The 25,569-nt window shown below is 44.2% G+C and carries 22 protein-coding genes; 11 read left to right on the plus strand and 11 right to left on the minus strand.

What is annotated here, in order from left to right:
- Positions 1 to 7: 7 nt before the first annotated feature.
- From cgtA to rplU, 3 genes are all read right to left on the minus strand, one after another.
- Positions 8 to 1,180, minus strand: a complete 1,173-nt coding sequence (cgtA, locus tag OH455_RS04465) for an Obg family GTPase CgtA (protein ID WP_006958202.1) — start codon at positions 1,178 to 1,180, stop codon at positions 8 to 10.
- A gap of 277 nt (positions 1,181 to 1,457) precedes the next feature.
- Positions 1,458 to 1,715, minus strand: coding sequence for a 50S ribosomal protein L27 (rpmA, locus tag OH455_RS04470; RefSeq protein ID WP_004409945.1), 258 nt, complete (start codon positions 1,713 to 1,715; stop codon positions 1,458 to 1,460).
- A gap of 20 nt (positions 1,716 to 1,735) precedes the next feature.
- Positions 1,736 to 2,047 carry a 50S ribosomal protein L21 gene (gene rplU, locus OH455_RS04475; RefSeq protein ID WP_006958203.1) on the minus strand — a complete coding sequence of 104 codons (312 nt, stop codon included), beginning with the start codon at positions 2,045 to 2,047 and terminating at the stop codon, positions 1,736 to 1,738.
- A 272-nt stretch (positions 2,048 to 2,319) separates the two neighbouring features.
- Between rplU and ispB the strand changes: the two genes are divergently transcribed.
- From ispB to OH455_RS04510, 7 genes are all read left to right on the plus strand, one after another.
- Positions 2,320 to 3,291 (plus strand): octaprenyl diphosphate synthase, encoded by a 972-nt coding sequence (gene ispB / locus OH455_RS04480; RefSeq protein ID WP_269980483.1) that lies wholly within the window; start codon positions 2,320 to 2,322, stop codon positions 3,289 to 3,291.
- A gap of 377 nt (positions 3,292 to 3,668) precedes the next feature.
- Positions 3,669 to 5,423 (plus strand): lysophospholipid acyltransferase family protein, encoded by a 1,755-nt coding sequence (locus OH455_RS04485; protein ID WP_269980484.1) that lies wholly within the window; start codon positions 3,669 to 3,671, stop codon positions 5,421 to 5,423.
- Between the two features lie 264 nt (positions 5,424 to 5,687).
- Complete coding sequence (locus OH455_RS04490) at positions 5,688 to 6,767, plus strand: TRAP transporter substrate-binding protein (RefSeq protein WP_269980485.1); 1,080 nt, start codon at positions 5,688 to 5,690, stop codon at positions 6,765 to 6,767.
- 500 nt (positions 6,768 to 7,267) lie between these two features.
- A complete protein-coding gene (locus tag OH455_RS04495; RefSeq protein ID WP_269980501.1) occupies positions 7,268 to 9,220 on the plus strand; it encodes a PTS mannitol transporter subunit IICBA in 1,953 nt (650 codons plus the stop codon).
- Positions 9,221 to 9,332: 112 nt separating this feature from the next.
- Entirely contained in the window at positions 9,333 to 10,481 is a 1,149-nt protein-coding gene (locus OH455_RS04500) for a mannitol-1-phosphate 5-dehydrogenase (protein WP_269980486.1), read from the plus strand.
- 52 nt (positions 10,482 to 10,533) lie between these two features.
- Positions 10,534 to 11,064, plus strand: a complete 531-nt coding sequence (locus OH455_RS04505; RefSeq protein WP_269980487.1) for an MltR family transcriptional regulator — start codon at positions 10,534 to 10,536, stop codon at positions 11,062 to 11,064.
- Positions 11,065 to 11,102: 38 nt separating this feature from the next.
- The gene (locus tag OH455_RS04510; RefSeq protein WP_269980488.1) at positions 11,103 to 11,747 is read left to right on the plus strand and encodes an HAD family hydrolase; all 645 of its coding nucleotides are present in this window, start codon (positions 11,103 to 11,105) and stop codon (positions 11,745 to 11,747) included.
- A gap of 57 nt (positions 11,748 to 11,804) precedes the next feature.
- On the opposite strand, the gene glmS is transcribed toward OH455_RS04510, so the two are convergent.
- Positions 11,805 to 13,637 (minus strand): glutamine--fructose-6-phosphate transaminase (isomerizing), encoded by a 1,833-nt coding sequence (glmS, locus tag OH455_RS04515; RefSeq protein WP_269980489.1) that lies wholly within the window; start codon positions 13,635 to 13,637, stop codon positions 11,805 to 11,807.
- A 112-nt stretch (positions 13,638 to 13,749) separates the two neighbouring features.
- Positions 13,750 to 14,511 (minus strand): DeoR/GlpR family DNA-binding transcription regulator, encoded by a 762-nt coding sequence (locus OH455_RS04520; protein ID WP_045977824.1) that lies wholly within the window; start codon positions 14,509 to 14,511, stop codon positions 13,750 to 13,752.
- A 432-nt stretch (positions 14,512 to 14,943) separates the two neighbouring features.
- Between OH455_RS04520 and pykF the strand changes: the two genes are divergently transcribed.
- Together pykF and OH455_RS04530 are read left to right on the plus strand one after the other, a co-directional pair.
- Positions 14,944 to 16,356, plus strand: coding sequence for a pyruvate kinase PykF (gene pykF / locus OH455_RS04525; protein WP_006958219.1), 1,413 nt, complete (start codon positions 14,944 to 14,946; stop codon positions 16,354 to 16,356).
- 166 nt (positions 16,357 to 16,522) lie between these two features.
- Positions 16,523 to 17,182, plus strand: a complete 660-nt coding sequence (locus tag OH455_RS04530) for a GntR family transcriptional regulator (protein ID WP_045977825.1) — start codon at positions 16,523 to 16,525, stop codon at positions 17,180 to 17,182.
- 460 nt (positions 17,183 to 17,642) lie between these two features.
- Here OH455_RS04530 and OH455_RS04535 read toward each other — a convergent pair whose 3' ends face one another.
- Positions 17,643 to 18,335: an oxidative stress defense protein gene (locus OH455_RS04535; protein ID WP_269980490.1), complete on the minus strand. Its 693-nt coding sequence runs from the start codon at positions 18,333 to 18,335 to the stop codon at positions 17,643 to 17,645.
- A 96-nt stretch (positions 18,336 to 18,431) separates the two neighbouring features.
- The gene (locus OH455_RS04540; protein ID WP_269980491.1) at positions 18,432 to 19,328 is read right to left on the minus strand and encodes a LysR family transcriptional regulator ArgP; all 897 of its coding nucleotides are present in this window, start codon (positions 19,326 to 19,328) and stop codon (positions 18,432 to 18,434) included.
- A gap of 112 nt (positions 19,329 to 19,440) precedes the next feature.
- Here OH455_RS04540 and OH455_RS04545 point away from each other — a divergent pair, with 112 nt between their 5' ends.
- Together OH455_RS04545 and OH455_RS04550 are read left to right on the plus strand one after the other, a co-directional pair.
- Entirely contained in the window at positions 19,441 to 20,070 is a 630-nt protein-coding gene (locus OH455_RS04545; protein WP_269980492.1) for a LysE/ArgO family amino acid transporter, read from the plus strand.
- A 4-nt stretch (positions 20,071 to 20,074) separates the two neighbouring features.
- A complete protein-coding gene (locus tag OH455_RS04550; RefSeq protein WP_269980493.1) occupies positions 20,075 to 20,557 on the plus strand; it encodes a YbaK/EbsC family protein in 483 nt (160 codons plus the stop codon).
- 29 nt (positions 20,558 to 20,586) lie between these two features.
- On the opposite strand, the gene mscS is transcribed toward OH455_RS04550, so the two are convergent.
- The 4 genes from mscS to epd all read right to left on the minus strand — a co-directional run bounded on the left by mscS (position 20,587) and on the right by epd (position 25,398).
- Positions 20,587 to 21,453 carry a small-conductance mechanosensitive channel MscS gene (gene mscS / locus OH455_RS04555; RefSeq protein WP_269980494.1) on the minus strand — a complete coding sequence of 289 codons (867 nt, stop codon included), beginning with the start codon at positions 21,451 to 21,453 and terminating at the stop codon, positions 20,587 to 20,589.
- A 339-nt stretch (positions 21,454 to 21,792) separates the two neighbouring features.
- Complete coding sequence (gene fbaA, locus OH455_RS04560) at positions 21,793 to 22,869, minus strand: class II fructose-bisphosphate aldolase (protein ID WP_006958234.1); 1,077 nt, start codon at positions 22,867 to 22,869, stop codon at positions 21,793 to 21,795.
- A gap of 155 nt (positions 22,870 to 23,024) precedes the next feature.
- The gene (locus tag OH455_RS04565; protein ID WP_045977831.1) at positions 23,025 to 24,185 is read right to left on the minus strand and encodes a phosphoglycerate kinase; all 1,161 of its coding nucleotides are present in this window, start codon (positions 24,183 to 24,185) and stop codon (positions 23,025 to 23,027) included.
- Between the two features lie 178 nt (positions 24,186 to 24,363).
- Positions 24,364 to 25,398, minus strand: coding sequence for an erythrose-4-phosphate dehydrogenase (epd, locus tag OH455_RS04570; protein WP_045977832.1), 1,035 nt, complete (start codon positions 25,396 to 25,398; stop codon positions 24,364 to 24,366).
- Positions 25,399 to 25,569 lie beyond the last annotated feature (171 nt).

Consider the following 25,569-nt stretch of genomic DNA (forward strand, 5'->3'; position numbering starts at 1 on the left):
TCAACGATTATTCGCGGACATAAACGACATGCCCATCGTCTTCTTCATCGTCCCAATCATCCCAGTCATCGTCGTCTTCAGTAATGACGTCTTTGCCTGACATTGCGTCTTTATGGTAATCATCCCACATGAAGTCAACTTTCTCTTCTTCAGAGATCTCTTCTTCTTCACGAGGTAGATTCTCCATAAAGTCAGCCAACTTGTAACAAAGCTCTTTGGTTCCTTGCTTATTCACCGCAGAGATCTTGTAGTAATCCTCTTCCCAACCTAGAGCGTCGAGAATGTTTTGGATCACTTCGTTAGCTTCTTCTTCAGGCATTAAGTCAACTTTGTTGAAGATAAGCCAACGCGGCTTATCTGCTAGCTTCTCACTGTACTGCTCAAGCTCATCAATGATGGTTAACGCATTTTGCACAGGATCACTTTGATCAATCGGCATGATGTCGATCATATGCAGTAGAACTCGACAGCGTTCTAAATGCTTCAAGAATCGAATACCGAGACCAGCACCATCAGCAGCGCCTTCAATCAATCCAGGAATATCAGCGACAACAAAGCTCTTTTCAGGTACGACACTAACTACACCTAAGCTAGGGATCAAAGTCGTAAATGGATAGTCAGCTACTTTTGGCTTAGCAGCTGACACCGAGCGAATAAATGTTGATTTACCTGCATTCGGTAAACCAAGCATACCCACATCAGCAAGCAACAATAGCTCTAAGCGAACTTCACGGATCTCGCCTTTAGTGCCCAAGGTTTTTTGACGTGGTGCGCGGTTGACCGACGACTTAAAACGCGTATTACCTAAACCGTGCCAGCCACCTTTTGCGACCATGATTTTTTTGCCATGCTCTGCGACTTCCGCCACGATTTCATTAGTGTGAATATCCACAGCACGAGTTCCGACAGGTACACGCAGCACCTTATCTTTCCCTCGTTTACCTGTACAATTACCACCGCGCCCATTTTCTCCGCGCTCCGCTTCGTAGAAGCGCTGAAAACGATAGTCAATCAGGGTATTAAGGTTTTCATCAGCTTGGATATAGACGTCGCCACCATCACCACCGTCACCACCATCTGGGCCACCTTTCGCAACGAATTTCTCTCTCCAGAAACTCACTACACCGTTGCCGCCATCTCCGGCTTGAACTTTAACTACCGCTTCATCAACGAATTTCATCTCTTACTCCGCCCAATTACTACTTATCGTAGTTGCGTTGCAAATATCATCTCACTGCCCCTGTTTCGGGATGTGAATGATATAAATTCTAGCAGATCCCAATTTCAGATCGATCACCTAAAATCCCAGATCGTTCTGCCACTCAGGAACATATAATGAGGGACTTTTTACAAAGTGCCTTAGTATCGATTCCAGCTTGCTGCAAATAAAAAACCCCGCCGAATCGGCAGGGCTTTTGAATTCAGCTAGAAGCCTAAATTCTTAATCTCAGTGAGAATTACTCAGCTTCGATGCTTACGAATTTACGGTTCTTAGGACCTTTCACTTCGAACTTCACTTTACCTTCAGTAAGAGCGAATAGAGTGTGGTCTTTACCGATACCAACGTTAGTACCAGCGTGGAACTTTGTACCACGTTGACGAACAATGATGTTACCTGCAAGAACAGACTCACCACCGAAACGCTTAACACCTAGACGTTTGCTTTCTGAATCGCGGCCGTTACGAGTAGAACCACCAGCTTTTTTGTGTGCCATTGTTAAACTCTCCTAATAAATTAAGCGTTGATACCAGTGATCTTCACTTCAGTGAACCACTGACGGTGACCCTGTTGCTTACGAGAGTGCTTACGACGACGGAACTTAACGACTTTAACTTTGTCGCCACGACCGTGTTGTACAACTTCAGCAACTACTTTGCCGCCCTCTACTAGAGGAGCGCCAACTTGAACGTCTTCGCCGTTAGCAACAAGAAGAACTTTATCGAATTCTACAGTTGCACCAGTTTCTACGTCTAATTTCTCTAAACGAAGAGTTTGACCTTCGCTTACACGGTGTTGTTTACCACCAGATTGGAAAACAGCGTACATATCTTACTCCGCTTTTTCCGCACAGCCTTATGCTTGTTTATTGAGCATCATGGGTGTGCGCTAAACTAATCATCAATAGGGCGCAGATTCTACAGAAGAGATGTCCCTATGACAAGCCATATTTTGAAAAAATTGGCGAAAAGCTAATCGCCAGATAAAAGTGCCGCAATCATGCCCTTTAGCCATGTATTTATCAACGTTTTTTAGTGTATTATTCAGCAATAAAGTCAGATAAGAAGACCTTACTAGTTCTAACTTCAGCCGGATTTACAATGGATTTTAAAGCTATCCAAGCTCTAACTGCCGACGACATGGCAAAAGTGAATGAAACGATTCACGCTCAACTCAACTCTGACGTATCTTTAATCAACCAATTAGGTTTTTACATCGTTAGTGGTGGTGGTAAACGTATACGTCCTCTTTTAGCCGTATTATCTGCTCGTGCTCTGGGTTATCAGGGCCAAGCGCATACGACAGCGGCTGCGTTTATTGAGTTTATTCATACTGCCACATTACTTCATGACGATGTGGTTGATGAGTCACATATGCGCAGGGGCAAAGCTACAGCCAATGCCGCTTTCGGGAATGCTGCCAGCGTTTTGGTTGGTGATTTTATTTACACACGCTCTTTTCAGATGATGACAGAGCTAGGATCAATGAAGATCCTCAAACTAATGAGTGATTCAGTCAACGTTATCGCCGAAGGCGAAGTCCAACAGCTCATGAACTGCAATGATCCAGATACGACTGAAGAAAGCTACATGCAGGTTATTTACTCAAAAACGGCTCGATTGTTTGAAGCCGCAACACAAATAGGGGCTATTCTCAATGAAGCCCCTGCTGATATGGAGTTTGCCTTACAGAATTACGGCAAGTACCTAGGGACGGCTTTCCAACTGATTGATGACGTGATGGATTATACCTCTGACGGTGAAGACATGGGTAAAAATGTCGGTGATGACTTAGCTGAAGGTAAACCTACCCTACCGCTACTTTACGCAATGCTCCACGGTTCGCCAGAACAAACCAGCATGATTCGTGAAGCCATTGAGAAGTCGAACGGTATGGAGAAACTTTCAGCCATCATGGAAGCGATGGAACAAACGGGCGCTCTGAAATATACCCGCGAAAAAGCTTATCAAGAAGCGGACAAGGCTATAGCAGAACTGAAAGTACTGCCAGAGTCTCAGTATAAAGAAGCGCTCGTCGCATTAGCCCACATGGCAGTTCACCGGACTAAATAATCGTTTAAAACAAGTTAACGGGAACCCCTTGGTTCCCGTTTATTCCAGTGCAGCAAGTCGAAGGTCTATTGGCTCTACTATTACTAGCATTGAGCGAAGTCTTGTGCCGCGCTTTACCAGTAATAAGCCTTTACATACCTATTTCAACCTAGCAGTAGATCACCAACACGGGCAAACATTACCTATGTTTTTGCGACCAATCGTTTGATTCGTTCGAGTAAGCTTCCACTGTTACACCTGAAATTAGTAGTGCGCCACCATTTATTCTTTGATCATTAAAGCGTCATAGCTCATTCATAAATCTCTCATTCTTCTGACCTCAAATTGCAATCAAACCGAACTAACCTCTGTTTGCCAATCGTAGAACCGAGGACAGTATGGAAGTTTCGAGCCCTTTTCGTTTACCACGTAAGACACCTTTTGGTTTGGGAGAAAACTTAGCCGAGTGGGCCACTGGTCTGCATAAGCTTGATCAGTATTACGCACAAAGGCCAGCAGGCTGTGATAGCAAAGCATTTCTTCGATTTACCCTAGAGATCCTCGGTATTGATTATCAGGTAATTAAAGGCTCTTTGACGCATATTCCTACCCAAGGAGCAACTGTGGTCGTCGCCAACCATCCTCTTGGCTGCGTTGAAGGGGTAATCTTGGCTGAGCTACTGCTGCATGTCAGAGACGATGTACAGATATTGGCAAACCGGTATTTAAAAACCGTCCCTGAGTTGGATAAACTGTTTATAGGTGTCGATGTATTTGAAGGCCAGAACGCCCACAAAGCGAACCTGAAAGCACTTCGACAGGCTCACCAACATTTAGATCAAGGTGGGCTATTACTCCTTTTCCCCGCTGGAGAAGTCTCTCAACTGGTTGATCGGAAGACTCAACGTATTGAAGATAAAGAATGGAGCCGCTCGGTGAGCAGCTTAGTACGTAAGGCCAGAGCGAGTACCATACCAATGTTTATCGATGGTCAAAACTCCAAGCGCTTCTATATGGCTGGTAAAGTCCACCCACTACTTAGAACCTTAATGCTTGGCCGCGAACTACTCAATAAAAACCAGCGGCCAATCAATATATCCATCGGTTCGGCAATCAAATTTAAAGAAGTGAACGGCCTAACAGACGCGCAAACTGTCAACTATCTTCGCCTTAATACCTACTTATTACAAAACAAAACCTTAAGTGCTGAAAACACTGAAGAGTTGGAGTCCAACCCTTTACCTGTCGCACATGCTTTACCTGTTCAAGACCTTAAAATGGATCTTACCAAGCTACCAGCTGAACATCACTTGTTGACCAGTGGTGAGTTTGACGTCTATTGCACTGACGCCGAACATATCCCTTCATTACTGCATGAAATAGGCAGGCTGAGAGAGAATAACTTCCGTAAAGTAGGTGAAGGCACAGGGCTTGCTTTAGACATCGACGAATTTGATCGTTACTACAAGCATCTGTTTATCTGGGATAGAGATAATGAATGCCTAGTTGGCGCCTATCGCCTTGGATTAGTCGATGAGCTTATGCAGCACAAGGGACTGTCCGGGCTCTATTCGAGAACTCTTTTCCATTATGGCGAAGACTTTCTCAACACCATGGGCAAATCGATTGAAATGGGTCGATCGGTGATTGATGAGCCTTATCAGAAAAGTATGGGGGCTCTGCTATTGCTCTGGAAAGGGATCGCAACTTTCGTCCACCGCAACCCAAGCTATACGCATTTATTTGGCCCTGTCAGTATCAGCAACGACTATAGTGAGCAAGCTAGACAACTGCTTGCGGATACCATGACTCTCCATCATTACGACTCAAAGAAAGCCGAATATGTGACACCAACGAATCCTCTGCCAGTTCAACCCAAAAACTGGAATACTAGCATGCTGACCGCGTTGGGCGATCTCCATCTATTGTCTCGAGTTATTGCACGTATTGATGATGGCAAAGGGGTTCCTGTATTGTTGCGTCAATACTTAAGTCTTAATGGTAAGTTAGTGTCATTCAATGTCGACACATCTTTTAATAATGCATTGGATGGGTTGATCATGGTTGATCTTCAGCAAGTACCTGTCAAAACACTAGCCCGTTACATGGGCACTTCTCAAGCCCAGCAGTACCTAGCTCACCACGCACCTTAACTAGATTTAACAACCGCAAAAGTGCTGCGTGACTTACGCAGCACTTTTGCTATCCAGAGAATTCACTTGATTTAAAATAAATTTCGAAGCGATCTTTCACACCTTAACTCAGTAACAAAGCAACAATCTTTCACAGCTGCTGAAAAAACGAGGTTTGTATCGATGGAACAAAATTATACCAATTAAAAATCCATTGACGGAACTATCATCTAACTGAAATCTAGAGGTAAAGATAATCACAATAACAAGGAAGTAACCTCCATCATGATGCCATCTCATAAAACCATTCGCTCTACAGTTACTGCCGCCATCGCGTTGGTATTAGGTTTAGCGTCTGTCACCAGTTTCGCCGCAGAAAAAGTCTATCGACTCAAGCTAGCTGAAACTTGGGGACCAAATACTCCAATTCTAGGTGATGCCACCAAGAACATGGCTCAGTTAGCAGAGGAGATGTCTAACGGTCGGCTTAAGATTCGCATTGACTCTGCCAATAAGCACAAAGCGCCATTGGGCATTTTCGATATGGTAAAGTCGGGTCAGTACGACCTTGGGCACTCCAGTTCGTATTATTGGAAAGGTAAAGTACCTAACACACTGTATTTCTCTTCCATGCCCTTCGGGATGATCACGACCGAACAATACGCTTGGTTTTATCGTGGTGGTGGTATGGAGTTGATGGAAAAAGTCTACGCACCGCATAACTTGCTTTCGTTTCCTGGTGGCAACTCCGATATCCAGATGGGTGGTTGGTTCAAAAAAGAGATCAACTCCGTTGAAGATCTCAAAGGTCTAAAAATTCGTATTCCTGGATTTGCCGGTGAAGTAATGGCCAAAGTTGGAGCAAAACCAACCAATATAGCGCCTGGCGAACTGTATACCTCGCTTGAACGAGGTACAATTGATGCGCTTGAATGGGTAGGTCCTGCTTTCGATTTACGTATGGGTTTTCAAAAAATCGCCCCCTACTATTACACAGCGTGGCACGAGCCTGGCTCTGAAACTCAATTCCTAGTCAACAAAAAAACGTGGGACAGACTACCTAAAGATCTTCAATCGATCTTAAAAACAGCTTTTAGGGTAGCGGCATTTGATATGTACACACAGGCACTCGATGCTAATGCCAACAGCTGGGCGAGCATGAGCGCTGAATATCCCAACATTAAAGTTCGAGATTTTCCACCGGAAGTGCTCAGCGCAATGCAAACCGCGACTCAAGAACTGTTAGAAGAGCTAGCGAACAAAGATGAACTAGCAAAGGAGATCATCAGCTCTCAGAAACAGTACCTGACTAAGGTGCGTGCTTGGACCAATATTTCTTCCAAAGCTTATCTAGATAGCAATTAAGCCTTTTATGGGTGGTAAAATGTGCTTGCCACCCATTTGAAAGCACATCAAAAACCTGCCGTTTTCCTCTAGAACTTACTGTTGCTTTATTTCATCAAAGCAAAAATGAGACTTATATCACATTAAAAGTAAAGATCACCCATCTTATAAATCAGATAAAGATCACAAAAATATAATATTCGATAATTAAACGCCAATAATTAGTGACTTAAGTCACGCAAACCCAACCAATAAAAAATAATGAAACGTGATTATGATCATGTGATTTTTATTGAAATATGAATTATTGACAATTTGTATGAAAATTACACGCCAATTACTTGATAGAGATCGCCATAAGAAAGCGTTATTGGCAGGATTGTTTGCATGATGTCACAAAAAACCCGTCGTCAGTTCCAAAATGAATTTGTGTGGTAAATTGATTGGGTACTAAGCAATCAAGCGGTTTTGGCGAACCGTACTACTACAATATTCATCAGAACATCGAACGGGGAACTGTTATGATATCACCAGACGCTAAGATCAAGATACAAAATTTTGGTCGTTTTCTGTCTAATATGGTAATGCCCAATATCGGCGCGTTTATCGCGTGGGGTTTTATTACTGCTCTATTCATTCCAACAGGCTGGCTACCCAACGAGACATTAGCGTCTATGGTCGGCCCAATGATTACCTACCTATTGCCACTGTTAATCGGTTATACCGGCGGTAAACTTGTCGGTGGCGAACGAGGTGCGGTTGTTGGTGCAATCACCACTATGGGTGTGATTGTGGGCACCGATATACCTATGTTCATGGGTGCCATGATGGTCGGTCCTCTAGGTGGCTGGGCAATCAAAAAATTCGATAACTACATCGACGGCAAAGTGAAAAGTGGCTTTGAGATGTTGGTCAACAACTTCTCAGCAGGTATTATTGGTATGCTTGGCGCAATGCTTGCTTTCATGTTCATTGGACCATTTGTTAAAGTACTTTCTGGTGGTCTCGCCGCTGGGGTTAATTTCCTAGTTTCAGCACACCTACTTCCTTTAACCTCTATTTTTGTAGAACCTGCTAAGATCCTTTTCCTAAACAACGCGATCAACCACGGTATATTTTCTCCACTCGGGATCCAACAAGCTTCAGAAATGGGTCAATCGATCTTCTTTCTTATTGAAGCAAACCCAGGGCCGGGGCTGGGCATCCTCTTAGCTTATATGGTGTTTGGTAAAGGAACTGCTCGTCAAACAGCAGGTGGGGCTTCTATCATCCACTTCTTCGGTGGCATTCATGAAATCTACTTCCCATATATTCTGATGAATCCACGCTTGATCCTTGCGGCAATCGCGGGCGGCATGACAGGCGTATTTGTTCTCGTCATGTTTAACGCGGGTATTGTTTCTCCAGCATCACCAGGTTCAATTTTCGCTATCTTACTCATGACTCAAAAAGCATCTATCGTCGGGGTTCTTGCGTCTATTGCTGCCGCAACAGGTGTTTCGTTTACAGTTGCTGCTTTGTTGATGAAAACCCAATCAACGTCAGAAGAAGACGGGGATGAAGCAGCACTTGAAAAAGCAACATCACAAATGAAAGACATGAAGTCGGCCACTAAGTCAAACAGTTCAGTAAGTGCTCAAAACGAAAGCAATATAGACTTAGCGGATGTTAAAAGCATTATCGTAGCCTGTGATGCAGGGATGGGTTCCAGCGCAATGGGTGCCAGTATGCTACGTAAAAAGGTACAAGATGCAGGTCTAAGTATCAGCGTAAACAATCTTGCGATCAACAACTTAACAGAGAGTGCCGATATCGTGATTACTCATAAAGATTTAACGGATCGTGCTCGCAAGCATGCGCCCGACGCTCAGCATATTTCACTGACTAACTTCTTAGATAGCGAAATGTACAGCCAACTGGTCACTAAGCTACTTGCTGCCCAGAAAAGCCAAGCTGCGAATGACGAGCAAGCAATTAAAGTTTCTCTGATGGCGGCCAATGACGACACATTTGAACCTCAGCCAACATCCGTTTTCCAAATCGCATCAGAAAACATTCATTTAGGACTTAACGCGACGAACAAAGAAGAAGCTATTCGCTTTGCTGGCAATAAACTGGTCGAGATGGGCTACGCCGAACCTGAATATGTAGACGCAATGTTTGAACGAGAAAAACTCGTTCCGACCTACTTAGGTGAATCTATCGCAGTTCCACACGGTACCATTGAAGCCAAGGATAAAGTTAAGAAGACCGGCATCGTTATTTGTCAGTACCCATCTGGCATCCAGTTTACCGACGATCAAGACGATGTCGCCAAGCTTGTCATTGGCATAGCCGCCAAAAATGACGAACACATTCAGGTCATTACCACCATTACTAACGCACTCGATGAGCCAGAGGCCATTGATAAGCTAACGAGTACCAAAGATGTTGCGGAAATTCTCAGCATCCTTGGTAATCCGCAAGCCGCTTAATCACCTCTTTAACAACTTTGCTCCTGAGAGCAAACGAGGTCAACTGCCCCCTATACGGTTGGCCTCACCCCAGAGTCGTTAGTTTTATTCAATTGAAATTGGTAGGTAAATTATGAAGAATGCTGTTCATTTTGGCGCAGGTAATATTGGCAGAGGATTCATCGGAAAACTCTTAGCGGACGCAGAAGTAAACGTCACTTTCGCTGACGTTGATGCCCCACTTATCGATCAACTTAGCCACAAACAGGAATACAAAGTTAGAGTCGTTGGTACTCAATGTCAGATTGATACAGTTAGCCACGTCACCGCAGTAAACTCCGCCAGCGAAGATGTGATTGACCGAATTGTAAAAACAGACTTGGTCACCACAGCAGTTGGGCCCAATGTTCTCGACATTATCGCCAAGACAATAGCTACAGGTATTACCAAAAGATTTTCAGCCGGAAACAACGCTCCTCTCAATATTATTGCTTGTGAAAATATGGTTCGTGGCACCACACACTTAAAAGGCGAAGTATATAAACATTTAGACCATTCATTGCATGCTAAAGCCGACCTACTTGTGGGTTTCGTCGATTCAGCAGTTGATCGCATTGTCCCACCAGCAGAAGCCGCCAATGATGATCCACTGGAAGTCACGGTAGAGAGCTTCAGTGAGTGGATTGTGGACCAACAACAGTTCAAAGGTGAAATCCCAGACATAAATGGGATGGAGAAGACCGATAATTTAATGGCTTTTGTAGAACGTAAGCTGTTCACCCTAAACACGGGGCACTGCATCACAGCCTATCTGGGCTGTTTAAAAGGTTATCAAACGATTCGTCAGGCGATAGAAGATCCTGAGATACAAGCCGATGTAAAACAAGCAATGGAAGAAAGTGGAGAAGTTCTGATTCGTCGCTACGGCTTTGATCGCCAATTACACGAAGCATACATAGAAAAAATCCTTGGTCGATTTGCTAACCCTTATCTTGTCGATGAAGTCGATCGTGTTGGTCGCCAACCCATTCGCAAATTGGGAGTAAACGATAGATTAATCAAACCATTACTCGGTACAATCGAGTATGGCACTGAAAACAGAATACTTTTAAAAGGAATTGCAGCTGCATTAAAATACCGCAGTAGTGAAGACCCTCAGGCTATCGAGCTACAAAACTCACTAATAGAGCATGGTGTGAGTAAAACCCTCGCTTGCTACACAGGCTTGAGTGAAGACAGTGAAGAAGTTGCTCAAATCGAGTCGATTTTCAACACCTTATAACAACATGTAGGGGAGCTCTTCTCCCCTTATTAAACGATATTTAGTTCAGTATATGGCAGACAAAATAAATGAAACCGACATTATAGAGCGATTAAACAACGCACCTTCGGTTCGCGGCTTTTTTATTGCTGCTGTTGATGTGTTTAATGACTCTATTGATGCGTTGATGCAGCGCATTTTCCAGAAAGATAACTTTGCGGTTCAATCTGTTGTCGGTCCACTGCTTCATGATTCAGGCCCACTGGGTGATTTATCAGTGCGTCTTAAACTCTTGTTTGGTTTAGGGGTGCTACCCAACGATGCTTATCACGACATCGAAGATATCATCAAAATCAAAAACATCTTAAACAGCGATGTGACCGATTATGAGTTTACCGACCCCAATATCTTAGACCCTATAAAGAAGCTTAATCTGGTCAAAAAAATGGGCATGGTACATATGGAAGTCATGGAACCGGATGATGATATCGATCTCGAGTTTTATCAGTTACAACTGAAACGCCAGCAACAAATAATCAAGTCTGGGCTCTCTCTCGCAATCGTTGAAATATGTAATGAACTAGGTAAAGAGAGCCCATTCTAATCATTCCGTGAGCCCCCACACTATAGAAAGAACCTCATATGCTCAAAGCTATACTCTTCGATATGGATGGCCTTATTTTTGACAGTGAGTCTATTTACAAACAAAGCTGGCAATTCGCGGCTATGGAACAAGGGCTATCAATATCTGATGACTTTTATCAGCAGTTTATTGGTGTACAAGATCCGGAATGCGAACAACAGCTCGTAGACTACTTTCAAAGCGCTATCGATATACATCGTTATCGAAGCATTAGAGACCAGCACTACCACAACCTAAGATCTCACGGTATTCCTCTCAAACCAGGATTTGAACCGCTCCTTAGTGCTATAAAACAACGCGATCTACTCACGGCTATCGTCACCTCTTCGCAACGTTCAGATGTCGAACATAACTTTCGGACAAGTCACTATTTAGCGCAATTTGATCTCATTATTAGCGCTGAAGATGTCACTCTCGGCAAACCTAATCCCGACTGCTATATGATGGCTTATTGCCAGCTAGGGGTTGATGCAAAACAATGCCTAGTATTGGAAGATTCGAACAACGGAATCAAAGCCGCCTTAGCTGCGGAGTGCCACGCAGTGATGATTCCTGATCTTCTGCCACCTCTTTGTGAGTTGAAAAGCAAGATAACCGTCTTAAATCAATTGGACGAAGTGATTCCATTGCTGGATAACATGTAAACAGATTAAAACTAAAAAACCGAGGCAATGCCTCGGTTTTCATTTGTCTAACTGAAGTTACTCTACCGTTACCGCTTTGGCTAAGTTACGTGGTTGATCTACGTCCGTACCTTTGATGAGTGCAACATAGTAAGACAGTAGCTGCATCGGAACCGTATAGTAGATAGGGGCAGTGATGTCACTTACGTGAGGCATCGTGATGATCTTCATGGTTTCATCAGCTTCAAAGCCCGCCTCTGCATCAGCGAAGACATACAGCAAGCCACCTCGCGCGCGCACTTCTTCAATGTTCGACTTAAGTTTTTCAAGCAGCTCATTACTCGGTGCGACGACAACCACTGGCATATCAGCATCAATCAGCGCAAGAGGACCATGCTTCAATTCACCTGCAGCATAAGCTTCTGCGTGAATGTAAGATATCTCTTTCAGCTTCAACGAAGCTTCCATAGCAATCGGGTAAAATTCACCACGGCCAAGGAACAAGGTGTGGTGCTTATCAGCAAAATCTTCCGCTAGAGCTTCAATATCTTTCTCAAACGATAGCGCAGAGTTGATCTGTTTTGGTAATGCATGCAGTGCTTCAACAATCTCTTTTTCTTTCTCTTTGCTTACACGGCTTTGCTGCTTACCAAGTGCCGTCACTAGCATTAGCAGTGCTGAAAGCTGAGTTGTGAAGGCTTTCGTTGATGCAACGCCGATTTCGACTCCAGCACGTGTCATGAAAGCAAAGTCAGACTCACGAACTAACGAAGAGCCTGCAACGTTACAAATCGTCATTGCCGCCATGTAGCCTTTCTCTTTAGCAAGGCGAAGCGCTGCCAAAGTATCAGCCGTTTCACCTGATTGAGATAAAGTGATCAGCAGGCTATTTGGACGAGTCACAAATTTGCGGTATCGGAACTCTGACGCAATTTCCACATCACAACTTACGCCTGCAATATCTTCAAACCAGTAGCGAGCAGTCATCCCCGCATTATAAGACGTGCCGCATGCGACGATCTGTACATGCTCAACTTTACTCAAGATTTCTGCCGCATTAACACCAATAGCTTCGGTGACAACTGAATCCGATGTTAGGCGGCCTTCCATTGTGTTAATTAAAGCCGTTGGTTGTTCGTAGATTTCTTTTTGCATGAAGTGACGGTACTGGCCTTTGTCTCCCGCATCGTGCTCTGCGTTTGACTCAATGATTTCACGCTCAACACGTTCACCAGAAAGATCAAACACGTTCACGTCACGACGAGTAATTTCAGCCACATCGCCTTCTTCCAGATACATAAAGCGACGAGTCACATTTAGCAGGGCAAGCTGATCTGAAGCAAGGAAGTTTTCACCGACACCGAAACCAATAACGATCGGGCTGCCAGAACGAGCAACAACAATGCGTGAAGGATCTTTGCGATCAACAGCAACTGTACCGTAAGCGCCTTCAAGTTGCTTGGCAGTTTTCTGAACCGCCTCAAGTAGTGAGTCAGCAGTGCGTAGCTCCCACTCAACCATGTGAGCAATGACTTCAGTGTCCGTTTGGGAGTCAAATACATAGCCACGAGACTTTAGCAGCTCACGCAGCTCTTCATGATTTTCAATGATACCATTATGCACAACAGCAATATCACCTGACATGTGCGGGTGCGCGTTAGCCTCTGAAGGCTCACCGTGGGTTGCCCAACGCGTGTGAGCGATACCTGTCCCACCGACCACTTCCGCTGCGTCCACAGCGTCCGCCAGTTCCTGAACTTTACCCAGACGGCGAAGGCGAGTCAGATTAGAATCACCATCCACTACAGCAACACCTGCCGAGTCATAACCACGGTATTCAAGGCGGCGTAAGCCTTCCACCAGAATTTCAGCCACATCTCGTTGTGCTACTGCACCGACGATTCCACACATATTTGTATCTCCGTTTTTTGGTATCCCTTCCTCATCCGAGGTACGCAATCTAGACAGCAAGCAAAAAAGCCAAATTGACGGGATTAAATTGATTAATTTGTTTTAAATAGCTTTATACGCAAATAACTTTCACATCATGAGATTCAATTTGCTGTTTGAACTCAGGATTTAAGTCTTTGTTAGTAATTAAGATATCGATGGAAGTCCAAGCCAGTTCGAGGTTTGGAATCTTACGACCAATTTTTTCAGATTCGACCATCACAATGACTTCACGTGACACTTCAGCCATCACTTTACTTAGGCCGACCAATTCATTAAATGTTGTCGTACCTCGCTCTAAGTCAACACCATCAGCACCAATAAATAGCTGGTCAAAGTCATATGAGCGTAGTACCGACTCAGCCACTTGTCCTTGAAAAGACTCAGAATGTGCATCCCAAGTCCCGCCCGTCATCAATAACGTTGGCTCACTTTCAAGCTCATTAAGCGCGTTCGCCACATTGAGTGAGTTGGTCATCACGACCAAACCACGCATACCATCCAGTTGCTTGATCAATGAAGCGGTTGTGCTGCCACTGTCGATCACAATGCGATTGTGCTCGCGGATCAGCTTGGCTGCCGCTTGGGCGAGCTCACCCTTACGAATCGAAACATTTTCGCTCAATTCATCGCTGACGACTTCTTTTGGTAATGCGATAGCACCACCATAGCGACGCAATAGTTGGCCATTTTTCTCTAAAGAGGCAAGATCCTTTCGAATTGTGACTTCAGAAGTCTCAAATTGGATCGACAAAACCTCAACACTGACCTCACCTTTTTCATTTACCAAATTAGAAATTGCGTGCCTTCTTAGTTGCGTGTTTCGTTTCGACATCTTAATTTCAATCAATAAGTTTCGTTATGAAAGAAATTATAGTCAAATCGAAACTTTAAAGTCCATTTATTTTGAACCAAAAAATAAAAAATAGCGGCAAAACCTTGTCCTAAGACAATTCTTAAACAGTGATATTGGCGTGAATCAGTGGTAGAATTCGCCACCGAAAAGAAAAAAAATTACAGAATTGACCGTTATTTTTTTGCAACTAACCGCATATATCCTAGGTTAGTCACAGAAATGCTGAGTATTATCCAGACAGTTTGGTCATAAAATGACTAAACTTGTTGAAAGACTTTCAGTTCTGAAGTCGACGACAACATTGATGTTCTCTTGTATATAGAAGGCTCGAAATGCCAGGCGGGAACCCTCGACTTCAGCGAGATAAATGACTTTCAGATTGTAACTATTATTGACCGGAGAATATCTTCCATGAAAAAGACCAAAATCGTATGTACGATTGGCCCTAAAACTGAATCTGTAGAGAAGCTAACTGAACTCGTAAATGCAGGCATGAACGTAATGCGCCTAAACTTCTCTCACGGTGACTACCAAGAGCATGGCACTCGTATTGCGAACTTCCGTAAAGTAATGGAAGAGTCTGGTAAACAACTGGCCATCCTTTTAGATACTAAAGGCCCAGAGATCCGTACTATCAAGTTAGAAAATGGCGACGACGTTGATCTGGTTGCTGGTCAGGAGTTCACTTTCACAACTGACACTTCAGTTGTGGGCGACAAAGACAAAGTAGCGGTAACTTACGCAGGTTTTGCAGCAGACCTTAACGTTGGTAACACTATCCTAGTGGACGACGGTCTGATCGAAATGGAAGTACTGGCAACTTCAGAAACTGAAGTGAAATGTAAGGTACTGAACAACGGTGCACTAGGCGAAAACAAAGGTGTTAACCTACCTGGCGTTTCAGTAAACCTACCTGCTCTATCTGAAAAAGATAAGAACGACCTTAAGTTTGGTTGTGAGCAAGGCGTTGACTTTGTTGCAGCATCTTTCATCCGTAAAGCGTCTGACGTAAAAGAAATTCGCGAAGTGCTTGCGGCTAACGGCGGTGAAAACATCCACATCATCTCTAAAATCGAAAACCAAGAAGGTGTTGATAACTTCGATGAGATCCTAGAGCTGTCTGACGGTATCATGGTTGCTCGTGGCGACCTAGGTGTTGAAATCCCAGCGGAAGAGGTAATCTTCGCTCAGAAGATGATGATCGAGAAATGTAACCGTGCTCGTAAGATGGTTATCACAGCGACTCAAATGCTTGATTCTATGATCAACAACCCACGTCCTACTCGTGCAGAAGCAGGCGACGTTGCGAACGCAGTGATGGACGGTACTGATGCTGTCATGCTTTCTGGCGAAACAGCCAAAGGTAAGTACCCAGTTGAAGCGGTAACTATCATGGCTCAGATCGCAAATCGCACAGATGCAGCACTAAAAGCGGAGCTAGGTTCTCGCCTTGATAGCCCTCGTCTACGTATCACAGAAGCAGTATGTAAAGGCGCTGTAGACACAGCTGAAAAACTAGCAGCTCCACTGATTGTTGTTGCAACTGAAGGTGGTAAATCAGCTCGCTCAGTACGTAAGTACTTCCCAACAGCAAACATCCTTGCACTGACTAACAATGCAAAAACAGCAGCTCAGCTTGTGCTAACAAAAGGTGTTCGCCCTGTGTTGGTTGATTCAATCGACAGCACTGACGCATTCTACGTACTAGGTAAAGAACTCGCACTTGAATCTGGCCTAGGTAACAAAGGTGACATCGTTGTTATGGTATCTGGTGCTCTAGTTGCTTCTGGTACAACAAACACAGCTTCTGTTCACGTTCTATAAGAACCGAATAAATATTCACTTTTTAAAGAGGGCCTCGGCCCTCTTTTTTTATCCCTTCCTCTTGTCTCACTATTTGGTACGCTGTATTATCGCTCAAAGTATTGCGTACCATTAAATTCACGCCCGTTTTATATAACGCTGTATTTATGCATGTGAGGAAAGGATAGTGTCTAGCCCAACGTTGACTAACAAAGTCTCGAAAATGATCTACCAAGACATCTTGAGTGGAGAGCTCAAACCGAGTCAGAAGCTAGTAGTCGCCGATCTAAAAAGCCGATATCACGTGGGGGCTTCACCAATTAGAGAAGCACTAGTGCAGCTCTCATGGACAAAGTATGTCAGTCTCGAGCCACAAAAAGGTTGCTGGGTATCACCAGTATCTGTGGATGAACTTGCCGATCTTTACGAAAGCCTACGAACCGTCGCCGCTGTGCTACTGAAAAAATCGATTCTTTCAGGAAGTGAAGACTGGGAGCTCGAAGTTTTAACATCGTTTCATAAACTATCACGAATAGATTTGCCTAACGATGATTATGACTGGAAAGAGTGGGAAGAACGCCTGCATCAGTTCCATATCACGCTGCTTGAAGGTTCAAATTCACGCAACATGTTTGAGTTTTTCACTGATCTTATCAATCAAATCAAGCGTTACCGCTATTTCGCTCGCAACAATGGACTGGACACACGTCGTTTTGAGATTGATGAGTGTGAAAACATCATGAAATTGGTTCTAGCAAAGGACACCGAGCAAGCAACAAAGCAGTTTGATCGTCATCTTCATCGCTCAATGGAACAGATACAAACCACAATCGAACAAGACGTATAATCCAGAAGATCAAACGAGGTTTTAAGCAATACCATGACTACTTTTACACACAAAGACTCAATTTAATCCGAGCGTCTTTGATTCATACACAGCCATATCATCACACTTATCGTGGTGTGTGCCATCATGATGGTAAACTACTAACCACAGACACAGACCATAAAGCCTACCTCATACAAGGCGTTAACTCTCCCGAAGCAAACTCACGACTCTCAGCAAGCAATAGGACATATTGGTATAAGCGATGACTGCGTGGGAGAAGTTCGACGATCATCATGAATTGGCTGCGAATGCTGTGATATTCCTATTCAGCTTAGACCGATTGATACCAAAAGATGTTTTGTTAACACCTCACCACCAAAGCTCTTAAATAAAATGTGCAACCGTACACACCATAATAAAAAGCGGTTAATAACAACTCTATTAAAGCACCTTAGGTGTAAAAAGGTGCTTTCATTGCTTAATCCAACTGATAAATGACGTCAACTCGATCTCGGATCACGATAGATGAATCCTGATAAGTATTGGATTCTGCTTTAGCATCCATCGTCATAGAGCGCATGAGCACGGGTTGAGAGCTTGGCATATTGTAATCGATTCGCCACACACCATTGATATCTTTGCCAAAACCAGAGGCCAGTGACTCGGCTTTACTATTGGCATCCTTGATGGCGGCTTGGCGTGCTTGCTCTTGATATTTAGCCTGATCTTTCACTTTAAGCTGAATGTTTTCGACCTGGTTGATGCCCGAATTCAGCGCAATATCCAGATACTGATTCAAGTTCGCCAATTCATCGACAGTAACATTAACAGTGCGAGAAGCACGGTAACCCACTAACTCAGGCTTACCATTTTTCGGGTAATGGTATTGTGGTGAGATATAAAGATTAGAGCTGGTGATGTTGTCAGCACGCATTCCCTGCTCTTTCAGTTTAGTCAGAAAGTCTGTCACTACTTTGTCGACTGTCTGCTTGGCTTGTTCTGCCGTCATGGTGGTTTCGACCACACGAACCGTAAACTTCGCCATATCAGGCTTTGCAACAACTTCACCATATCCGGTCGTAGCTAGGTGTGGGAAGTTAGGCGTATCAGCGTATGCACCAATACTGACCAGGCCTGAAACGGCAATTGCCAGGCTAGAAACTATCTTCATTATTGTTCACCTTATTTAACTAATCACATACATCATAGCGTTTAGATGCTGTATGAGGAGTCTAGTTCGATGTTCTGACAGAACTTTAACCAAGTACTAGCTCGACAGCACATTTCTCGCATAATTAACAATGGATTGAGTCACTTCTTCCAATACACCCGATTCGAGTTGCCAGTGATGCCAATAGATGCGATATGAACTTAAGAACCCGGGTAAGATGTCGACCAATCTCCCTTGCGCTAACTCTTTTTGGATCTGAAAGCTTGGGATCAAACAATACGCGACTCCTGCCAGGGCCATTTTGACAAACGCTTCTGAACTGGCAACGCGATGAGTCCGGACATTATCTGGCAAGATATTAAAATGCTCTTTTAAAAACAGCTGATGTTGATCATCATGCTGGTCGTATGCCACTGCTGGGGCTTGCAGTAGAGATTCATAGTTAACGCCGTTGGGGAAATAACGCTCGACGAATTGCGGGTTTGCCACACAGACATAATCAACTCTTCCTAAATAGTCCGCCTGACATCCGGGAATAGGCCGAGATTCTAGACTAATTGCACCAGTGACCTCGCCACTTTTGAGCTTTTCTATTGCCCTAACTTCATTGAGTACTGCCAGTCTCAGCTCAATGTTCCGCGTTGTCAGTACCTGCTGTAACGAAGGCAACAGCCAAGTTGCCAGGCTATCGGCATTGGTGGCGATAGAAATCGCCAGCGGGCGCTCTGAATCACTATTAGTTAATTCAGGTACAAGCTCACTTTCTAGCAATTGCACCCTATGGTAAAGGCCCAACAGCTTTTTACCCACCATTGTTGCTCTAGGAGGCTGCTCGCGAACAAGAACGGGCTGAGCGAGAAACTTTTCTAACTGCTTAATACGCTGTGAGACCGCAGACTGGGAGATGTAGAGCACTTCCGCTGCACGTTCGAAGCTGCCTTGAGTCACTACTGACTCCAAAGCCTCTATCCATTTGTAATCCAACCCACGCATAGCACCGCCAAAATAAGTAAAACTTATAATAGATTAAAATCATTAATTATACTTATCAAGATACTGACTCTATTCTCAACGCTCGTATTCGCAATTCACTGGAGAGAAAAACGTGAATCTATGGGTGTTATTACAGGGCTTTGGGCTAGGTGCCAGCATGATTATTCCAATTGGTGCGCAAAATGCCTATGTTCTCAACCAAGGTATTAAGAGAAACCATCACTTGACGACCGCCACTATTTGTAGCGTTCTCGATGTTATCTTCATCTCGCTAGGCATATTTGGCGGTGGTGCAGTCCTGTCACAAAATGAAACTCTGCTCACGGTCGTCACCTTAGGCGGCATTGCCTTTCTGACCTTCTATGGCTTACTGTCAGTCAACAGCGCCATGCAAACGAATAGAGCTTCTGAGTCCAAGCGTCAAATCGTAGAGCATGGTCGCAGAGCGGTGATTCTCGGGGCTCTGGCAGTTACCGTGCTTAACCCTCACCTCTACCTTGACACTGTGGTGATCCTCGGCTCAATTGGTGGACAATTTGAAGGACAAGATCGAATTTCGTTTGCATTAGGTACGATCATGGCCTCTTTTGTTTGGTTCTACACCTTGTCGATCGGTGCTGCGAAGCTTGGTCCAACCTTATCAAGACCAAGAGTAAAACAAGGGCTTGATATTGCGGTCGCTATAATGATGTTCACGATTGCTTTGATGCTTATAAACGAACTGATCAATAAACACGGATAGTTACATGGAACGATTAGAGCAAATCTATCAGTACAACCTAAACCTTCTTCAACAGCATGAAGTTAGCTTTAAAGAATGGCGCCATGAGCCCATTCTCGATTTCGCCACTGATATGCGTGTCGCTGAACAACTTGGTTGGACAGGTACCCATAGCAAGAGTCTGTTTCTGAAATTGAAAGGGGGTGGACATGCGCTGTATCTGACCCACAAAGATGCACGCCTTGATAGTAAAGCCATCAAGCAAGTCTTGGGGAAGCGACCTTCCATTTGCAGCGATGAAGAAATGAAAGCGCTGCTGGGCTGTGTTCCCGGCGCTGTTTGTCCTTTCGGTATGCCTGAACATGTTTCGATTGTCGTAGAACGTGCCTTATACCAGCACTCGGAAATCCTCTACACACCCGGTCACCCTGAACTGACCATAGGCATTGCTGGCACTTCCTTGCCGAAACTATTGCAAGCTATCCCCAACTCAGTCATTGAGATATAAAAAAGCGAGGCTAGGCCTCGCTTTTCCAATCAGGATTCAACTTTGTTGAGGTGAACATCCATTTGCGGGAACGGAATTTCAATGCCTTCATGATCTAAGCCTTCTTTAATCGCTTGCATTAGATCGAAATACACTCCCCAGTAATCAGACGTCTTAACCCATGGTCGAACCACAAAGTTCACTGAAGAATCCGCCAACGTATGCACGCCAACCAGAACAGCAGGATCTTTAAGGATACGCTCGTCAGATTCACAGATCTTGGTTAAAAGCGCTTTGGTTTTCTGCAGATCCGCACTATAAGACACACCTATAATCAAATCGATGCGACGAGTTTCATGACGCGAGTAATTCGTGATAGGGCCGCCGATAACACTACCGTTTGGCACGACAACCATCTTGTTATCCGGAGTCGTCAGAACCGTTTGAAAGATTTGGATGGACTCAACACTTCCTGCTACGCCACCAATTTCGACGTAATCGCCAGATTTAAATGGGCGGAAAGCAACAATCAGTACACCTGCTGCAAAGTTTGACAGCGACCCTTGCAGCGCTAAACCTACCGCTAAGCCTGCCGCACCGATAACAGCTACTACAGAGGCGGTTTGGACCCCGATACGACTCAAAGCCGCAATCAGTACAATCACAAATAATAAGTAACGTACCAAACCATGGACAAACTCAATAACCGCTTTATCCATATGTTTCTTTTTCAGCATCTTAGCGACACTGTTCGCCACTATCTTAACAAAAATGTTACCGATGAATAGAATCAGAATGGCTGAAAGAACATTCACACCATACTGGATCAACAGGTCAGAATTATTGCTAATCCAAGATTCAGCCTGCGCTAATCCATCCACTAATGGAGTTTCAATCTCCACCGAATTTCCTGCCATAATGTATACCCTCTAAAATGTGTGGATCTTATGAGTCACACGACTTTTTATGATTGATAGACGAAGTCGTATTCATAGCTAACCTGAAACTGTGTCAGATTTTTGGCACGATATATCAATTTTGACGGTTCATAAAGTGACGTTTATGCAAAGAAAGCAAAAACAAAGAGTTATCAGAAAAAACTGATATCGGCTCGTTACAGATTACGCAATGGTTTTCAGTTTCGCCACTCTTTTAAGTGAGGAATAGCCCATTCATAAAACAAATACACTAAACACAAAAAAACCCGCTCATTGAGCGGGTTTTGCAAACTTCACAGAGTACTGAATTCCGGAGAATTATAGTACGTCTACTGCGTTTAGGTCAGCGAACGCTTTCTCTAGACGAGTTACCATTGAAGACTGGCCTGCGCGTAGCCATACACGTGGGTCGTAGTACTTCTTGTTTGGCGCATCTTCACCGGTTGGGTTACCGATTTGGCCTTGTAGGTAATCACGGTTTTCAGCTTCATACTTACGGATACCATCCCAAGTTGCCCACTGAGTATCAGTATCGATGTTCATCTTGATAACACCGTAGCCGATAGATTCTTGGATTTCAGCTTCAGTAGAGCCTGAACCACCGTGGAAGACGAAGTTTAGAGCGTTAGGTGCGATACCGAACTTCTCAGCACAGTATGCTTGAGAATCACGTAGGATTGTTGGAGTTAGAACTACGTTACCTGGCTTGTATACACCGTGTACGTTACCGAAAGAAGCTGCGATAGTGAAACGATGTGAAACAGCGTTTAGTTTCTCGTATGCGTAAGCCACATCTTCAGGTGAAGTGTAAAGCTCAGAAGCGTCCATGTCAGAGTTATCAACGCCATCTTCTTCACCACCAGTACAACCTAGTTCGATTTCTAGAGTCATGTCCATCTTAGCCATACGCTCTAGGTACTTAGCACAGATTTCGATGTTCTCTTCTAGAGACTCTTCAGAAAGGTCAATCATGTGAGAAGAGAATAGTGGCTTACCAGTTTGTGCGAAGAACTCTTCACCAGCGTCTAGAAGACCGTCGATCCATGGTAGTAATTTCTTAGCTGCGTGGTCAGTGTGTAGGATTACTGGAACACCGTAAGATTCAGCAACTGCGTGAACGTATTTAGCACCTGCTACAGCACCAAGGATTTGCGCACCTTGGCCTTCAAGTTTAATGCCTTTACCAGCGAAGAAAGCTGCACCACCGTTAGAGAACTGAACAACAACCGGAGCTTTAACTTTAGCTGCTGCTTCAAGTACTGCGTTTACTGAGTCAGTACCTACAACGTTTACTGCCGGAAGAGCAAAGTTGTTCTCTTTTGCTACTTCAAAAACTTTCTGTACGTCATCACCAGAGATAACACCTGGTTTTACGAAATCGAAGATCTTAGACATGGATGTAATCCTATTTATCTGTCGTTTTAAAAATAAAACTTGTTAAGTTTAAATTCTTGCAAACGTTTGCTCACAACGTGCGTCATTCTAGCAAAGAACAATGAGACTTGCAGCAAACCAGAAAGCGGGAGAGTCACTCCCCCGCTTTCGTTTAATTACTTAGCGCGCTCTTCAAGCATCGCAACTGCTGGTAATACTTTGCCTTCCACGAATTCAAGGAATGCACCGCCACCCGTAGAGATGTAAGAAACGTCAGCTTTAATACCGAACTTGTCGATAGCTGCTAGCGTATCACCGCCACCTGCGACAGAAAAACCTGCAGACTGAGCGATTGCTTCAGAGATACCTTTTGTACCCGCTTCGAAGTTTTTGAATTCAAATACACCTACAGGGCCGTTCCATAGGATAGTTTTCGCGTTGCCGATGATTTCAGCTAAAGTCGCTGTTGATTCTGGACCAAGGTCGAAGATCATGTCGTCGTCAGCCACTTCTGAAACGTGCTTGATTTCAGCTTCTGCGTTTTCATCGAATGCTTTCGCACATGCGACGTCAGTCGCAACTGGGATAGAACACTCTTTCATTAACTTTTGAGCCGTTTCAACTAGGTCTGCTTCGTATAGAGACTTACCTACGTTGTGGCCATCTGCAGCGATAAATGTGTTCGCGATACCACCACCAACAACAAGTTGGTCAGCAACTTTAGATAGAGACTCTAGAACCGTTAGCTTAGTAGAAACTTTAGAACCACCAACGATAGCAACGAGTGGGCGCTCTGGGTTGTCCATTGCTTTGCCAAGTGCTTCAAGTTCAGCCGCTAGTAGAGGACCAGCACACGCTACAGGCGCGTTCATACCAACACCGTGAGTAGATGCTTGTGCACGGTGAGCCGTACCGAATGCATCCATTACAAAAATGTCACAAAGCGCTGCGTATTTCTTAGATAGCTCTTCTTCGTTCTTCTTTTCACCTTTGTTAAAGCGAACGTTCTCAAGAACGACTAGCTCACCTGTGTTTAGCTCTAGGCCATCTAGGTAATCTTTAGCGAGTTTAACATCGCAATCTAGAGCGTCGTTTAGGTAGTTAACGACGGGTTGTAGAGAGAACTCTTCTGCGTATTCACCTTCAGTAGGACGACCTAGGTGAGAAGTAACCATAACTTTAGCACCAGCTTCTAGACAGTGCTTGATTGTTGGTAGAGATGCTAGAATACGTGCATCAGAAGTTACTTTGCCTTCTTTTACAGGTACGTTTAGATCCGCACGGATAAATACACGTTTACCTGCTAGATCCAGGTCAGTCATCTTGATTACAGACATGATGTGTCCTCTCAAATATTCAAAAAGTAAAGTTTTTAAGACCCGGCGACCCTGCCAAGCCCAATAATTCTTCAAACTGATTTAGATATGGAGTGTATCACTATTTATTTCAAGGCTAGAAATAAACATTTCTCCATCGCCGCTAATCTGCGTTTCCCTAAAAAGTAGCATCGCAGCGTCAAATTTGACGGGGAGCGGCTTGCATTGCGAGTGCCGTATCTAACATACGATTCGCAAATCCCCATTCGTTATCACACCAAACCAACATCTTAACCAAATGGCCATTACTGACACGGGTTTGAGTGCCATCGACGATCGCGCTATGGGGATCATGGTTAAAATCGATGGAAACGAGCGGAGCTTCAGTATAGTCAACAATGCCCTGTAATGTACACTGAGAAGCCTTAACAATGGTTTGATTTACGTCATTAACTTTCACATTTGTATTAATTGTGACGCTCAAATCCATGGCTGTGACGTTTACAGTTGGTACTCGTACTGAAATTGCTTCAAATTTGTTAGAAAATTTCGGGAAGATTCTTTCAATACCCTTATGCAACTTAGTGTCTACAGGTATGATCGATTGGCTGGCTGCACGAGTCCGTCTGAGATCAGAATGGTAGGCGTCGATGACCTGCTGATCATTCATCGAAGAGTGGATAGTAGTGATAGTACCTGAATCGATTCCAAAAGCTTCATCAAGGGCTTTGATAATCGGTACAATACAATTGGTCGTACACGAACCATTAGATACCACATTGTGGTCAGCTGTTAGCGTATCGTGGTTAACGCCATAGATAATGGTATTGTCGAGATCGCTGGCACCTGGGTGAGAAAACAAGACTTTCTTCGCCCCCGCTTTGATATGCTCTTGACCATCAGCTTGAGAGCCAAACACACCGGTGCAATCCAGCACTAAATCCACTTCCAGATCTCTCCATGGTAGAAGATCGATTTCTGCCAGATGAAGAATACGGATGGAATCAAACTCTCCGCTCTCATGGTGAACGTAAATATGCTCCTGATCGTTAGTAATCTTCTTACCAAATCGACCGTGGCTAGTATCATATTGAAGCAAGTGTGCCATCGCATCAGGCTGCGCTAGCTCATTAACGGCTACCACCTTGATATCTTGGCTTTTGCCACTTTCATAGACTGCCCGCAAAACATTACGTCCAATACGCCCAAATCCGTTGATCGCAACTTTTAGCATGATTCCATCGCTCTACATCTTTTTCGTGTCACAAATACTACCTGATAGAGTTATAAATCGCATCTAGTTCCTCGTATCGGGCAAAAACAAAAAAGCCGAGTCACGAGGACCCGGCTTTCAAAGCAATTAATAATTAAGCTAAAAGCTCTTTCGCTGTGTTCACAACGTTTC

The sequence above is a fragment of the Vibrio sp. T11.5 genome, from assembly GCF_027587155.1.
Taxonomy (GTDB): domain Bacteria; phylum Pseudomonadota; class Gammaproteobacteria; order Enterobacterales; family Vibrionaceae; genus Vibrio; species Vibrio neptunius.

What these genes read in the sequence shown, in the direction of transcription:
- epd (WP_045977832.1), bottom strand. Translation starts at nt 25,398, where the DNA reads ATGCTAAAAGTTGCGATCAACGGATTTGGGCGTATTGGACGTAATGTT.
- OH455_RS04550 (WP_269980493.1), top strand. Translation starts at nt 20,075, where the DNA reads ATGGAACGATTAGAGCAAATCTATCAGTACAACCTAAACCTTCTTCAA.
- OH455_RS04520 (WP_045977824.1), bottom strand. Translation starts at nt 14,511, where the DNA reads ATGTCGAAACGAAACACGCAACTAAGAAGGCACGCAATTTCTAATTTG.
- pykF (WP_006958219.1), top strand. Translation starts at nt 14,944, where the DNA reads ATGAAAAAGACCAAAATCGTATGTACGATTGGCCCTAAAACTGAATCT.
- OH455_RS04540 (WP_269980491.1), bottom strand. Translation starts at nt 19,328, where the DNA reads ATGCGTGGGTTGGATTACAAATGGATAGAGGCTTTGGAGTCAGTAGTG.
- rplU (WP_006958203.1), bottom strand. Translation starts at nt 2,047, where the DNA reads ATGTACGCTGTTTTCCAATCTGGTGGTAAACAACACCGTGTAAGCGAA.
- OH455_RS04535 (WP_269980490.1), bottom strand. Translation starts at nt 18,335, where the DNA reads ATGAAGATAGTTTCTAGCCTGGCAATTGCCGTTTCAGGCCTGGTCAGT.
- rpmA (WP_004409945.1), bottom strand. Translation starts at nt 1,715, where the DNA reads ATGGCACACAAAAAAGCTGGTGGTTCTACTCGTAACGGCCGCGATTCA.
- OH455_RS04510 (WP_269980488.1), top strand. Translation starts at nt 11,103, where the DNA reads ATGCTCAAAGCTATACTCTTCGATATGGATGGCCTTATTTTTGACAGT.
- glmS (WP_269980489.1), bottom strand. Translation starts at nt 13,637, where the DNA reads ATGTGTGGAATCGTCGGTGCAGTAGCACAACGAGATGTGGCTGAAATT.
- fbaA (WP_006958234.1), bottom strand. Translation starts at nt 22,869, where the DNA reads ATGTCTAAGATCTTCGATTTCGTAAAACCAGGTGTTATCTCTGGTGAT.
- mscS (WP_269980494.1), bottom strand. Translation starts at nt 21,453, where the DNA reads ATGGCAGGAAATTCGGTGGAGATTGAAACTCCATTAGTGGATGGATTA.
- ispB (WP_269980483.1), top strand. Translation starts at nt 2,320, where the DNA reads ATGGATTTTAAAGCTATCCAAGCTCTAACTGCCGACGACATGGCAAAA.
- OH455_RS04485 (WP_269980484.1), top strand. Translation starts at nt 3,669, where the DNA reads ATGGAAGTTTCGAGCCCTTTTCGTTTACCACGTAAGACACCTTTTGGT.
- OH455_RS04565 (WP_045977831.1), bottom strand. Translation starts at nt 24,185, where the DNA reads ATGTCTGTAATCAAGATGACTGACCTGGATCTAGCAGGTAAACGTGTA.
- cgtA (WP_006958202.1), bottom strand. Translation starts at nt 1,180, where the DNA reads ATGAAATTCGTTGATGAAGCGGTAGTTAAAGTTCAAGCCGGAGATGGC.
- OH455_RS04500 (WP_269980486.1), top strand. Translation starts at nt 9,333, where the DNA reads ATGAAGAATGCTGTTCATTTTGGCGCAGGTAATATTGGCAGAGGATTC.
- OH455_RS04505 (WP_269980487.1), top strand. Translation starts at nt 10,534, where the DNA reads ATGGCAGACAAAATAAATGAAACCGACATTATAGAGCGATTAAACAAC.
- OH455_RS04495 (WP_269980501.1), top strand. Translation starts at nt 7,268, where the DNA reads ATGATATCACCAGACGCTAAGATCAAGATACAAAATTTTGGTCGTTTT.
- OH455_RS04490 (WP_269980485.1), top strand. Translation starts at nt 5,688, where the DNA reads ATGATGCCATCTCATAAAACCATTCGCTCTACAGTTACTGCCGCCATC.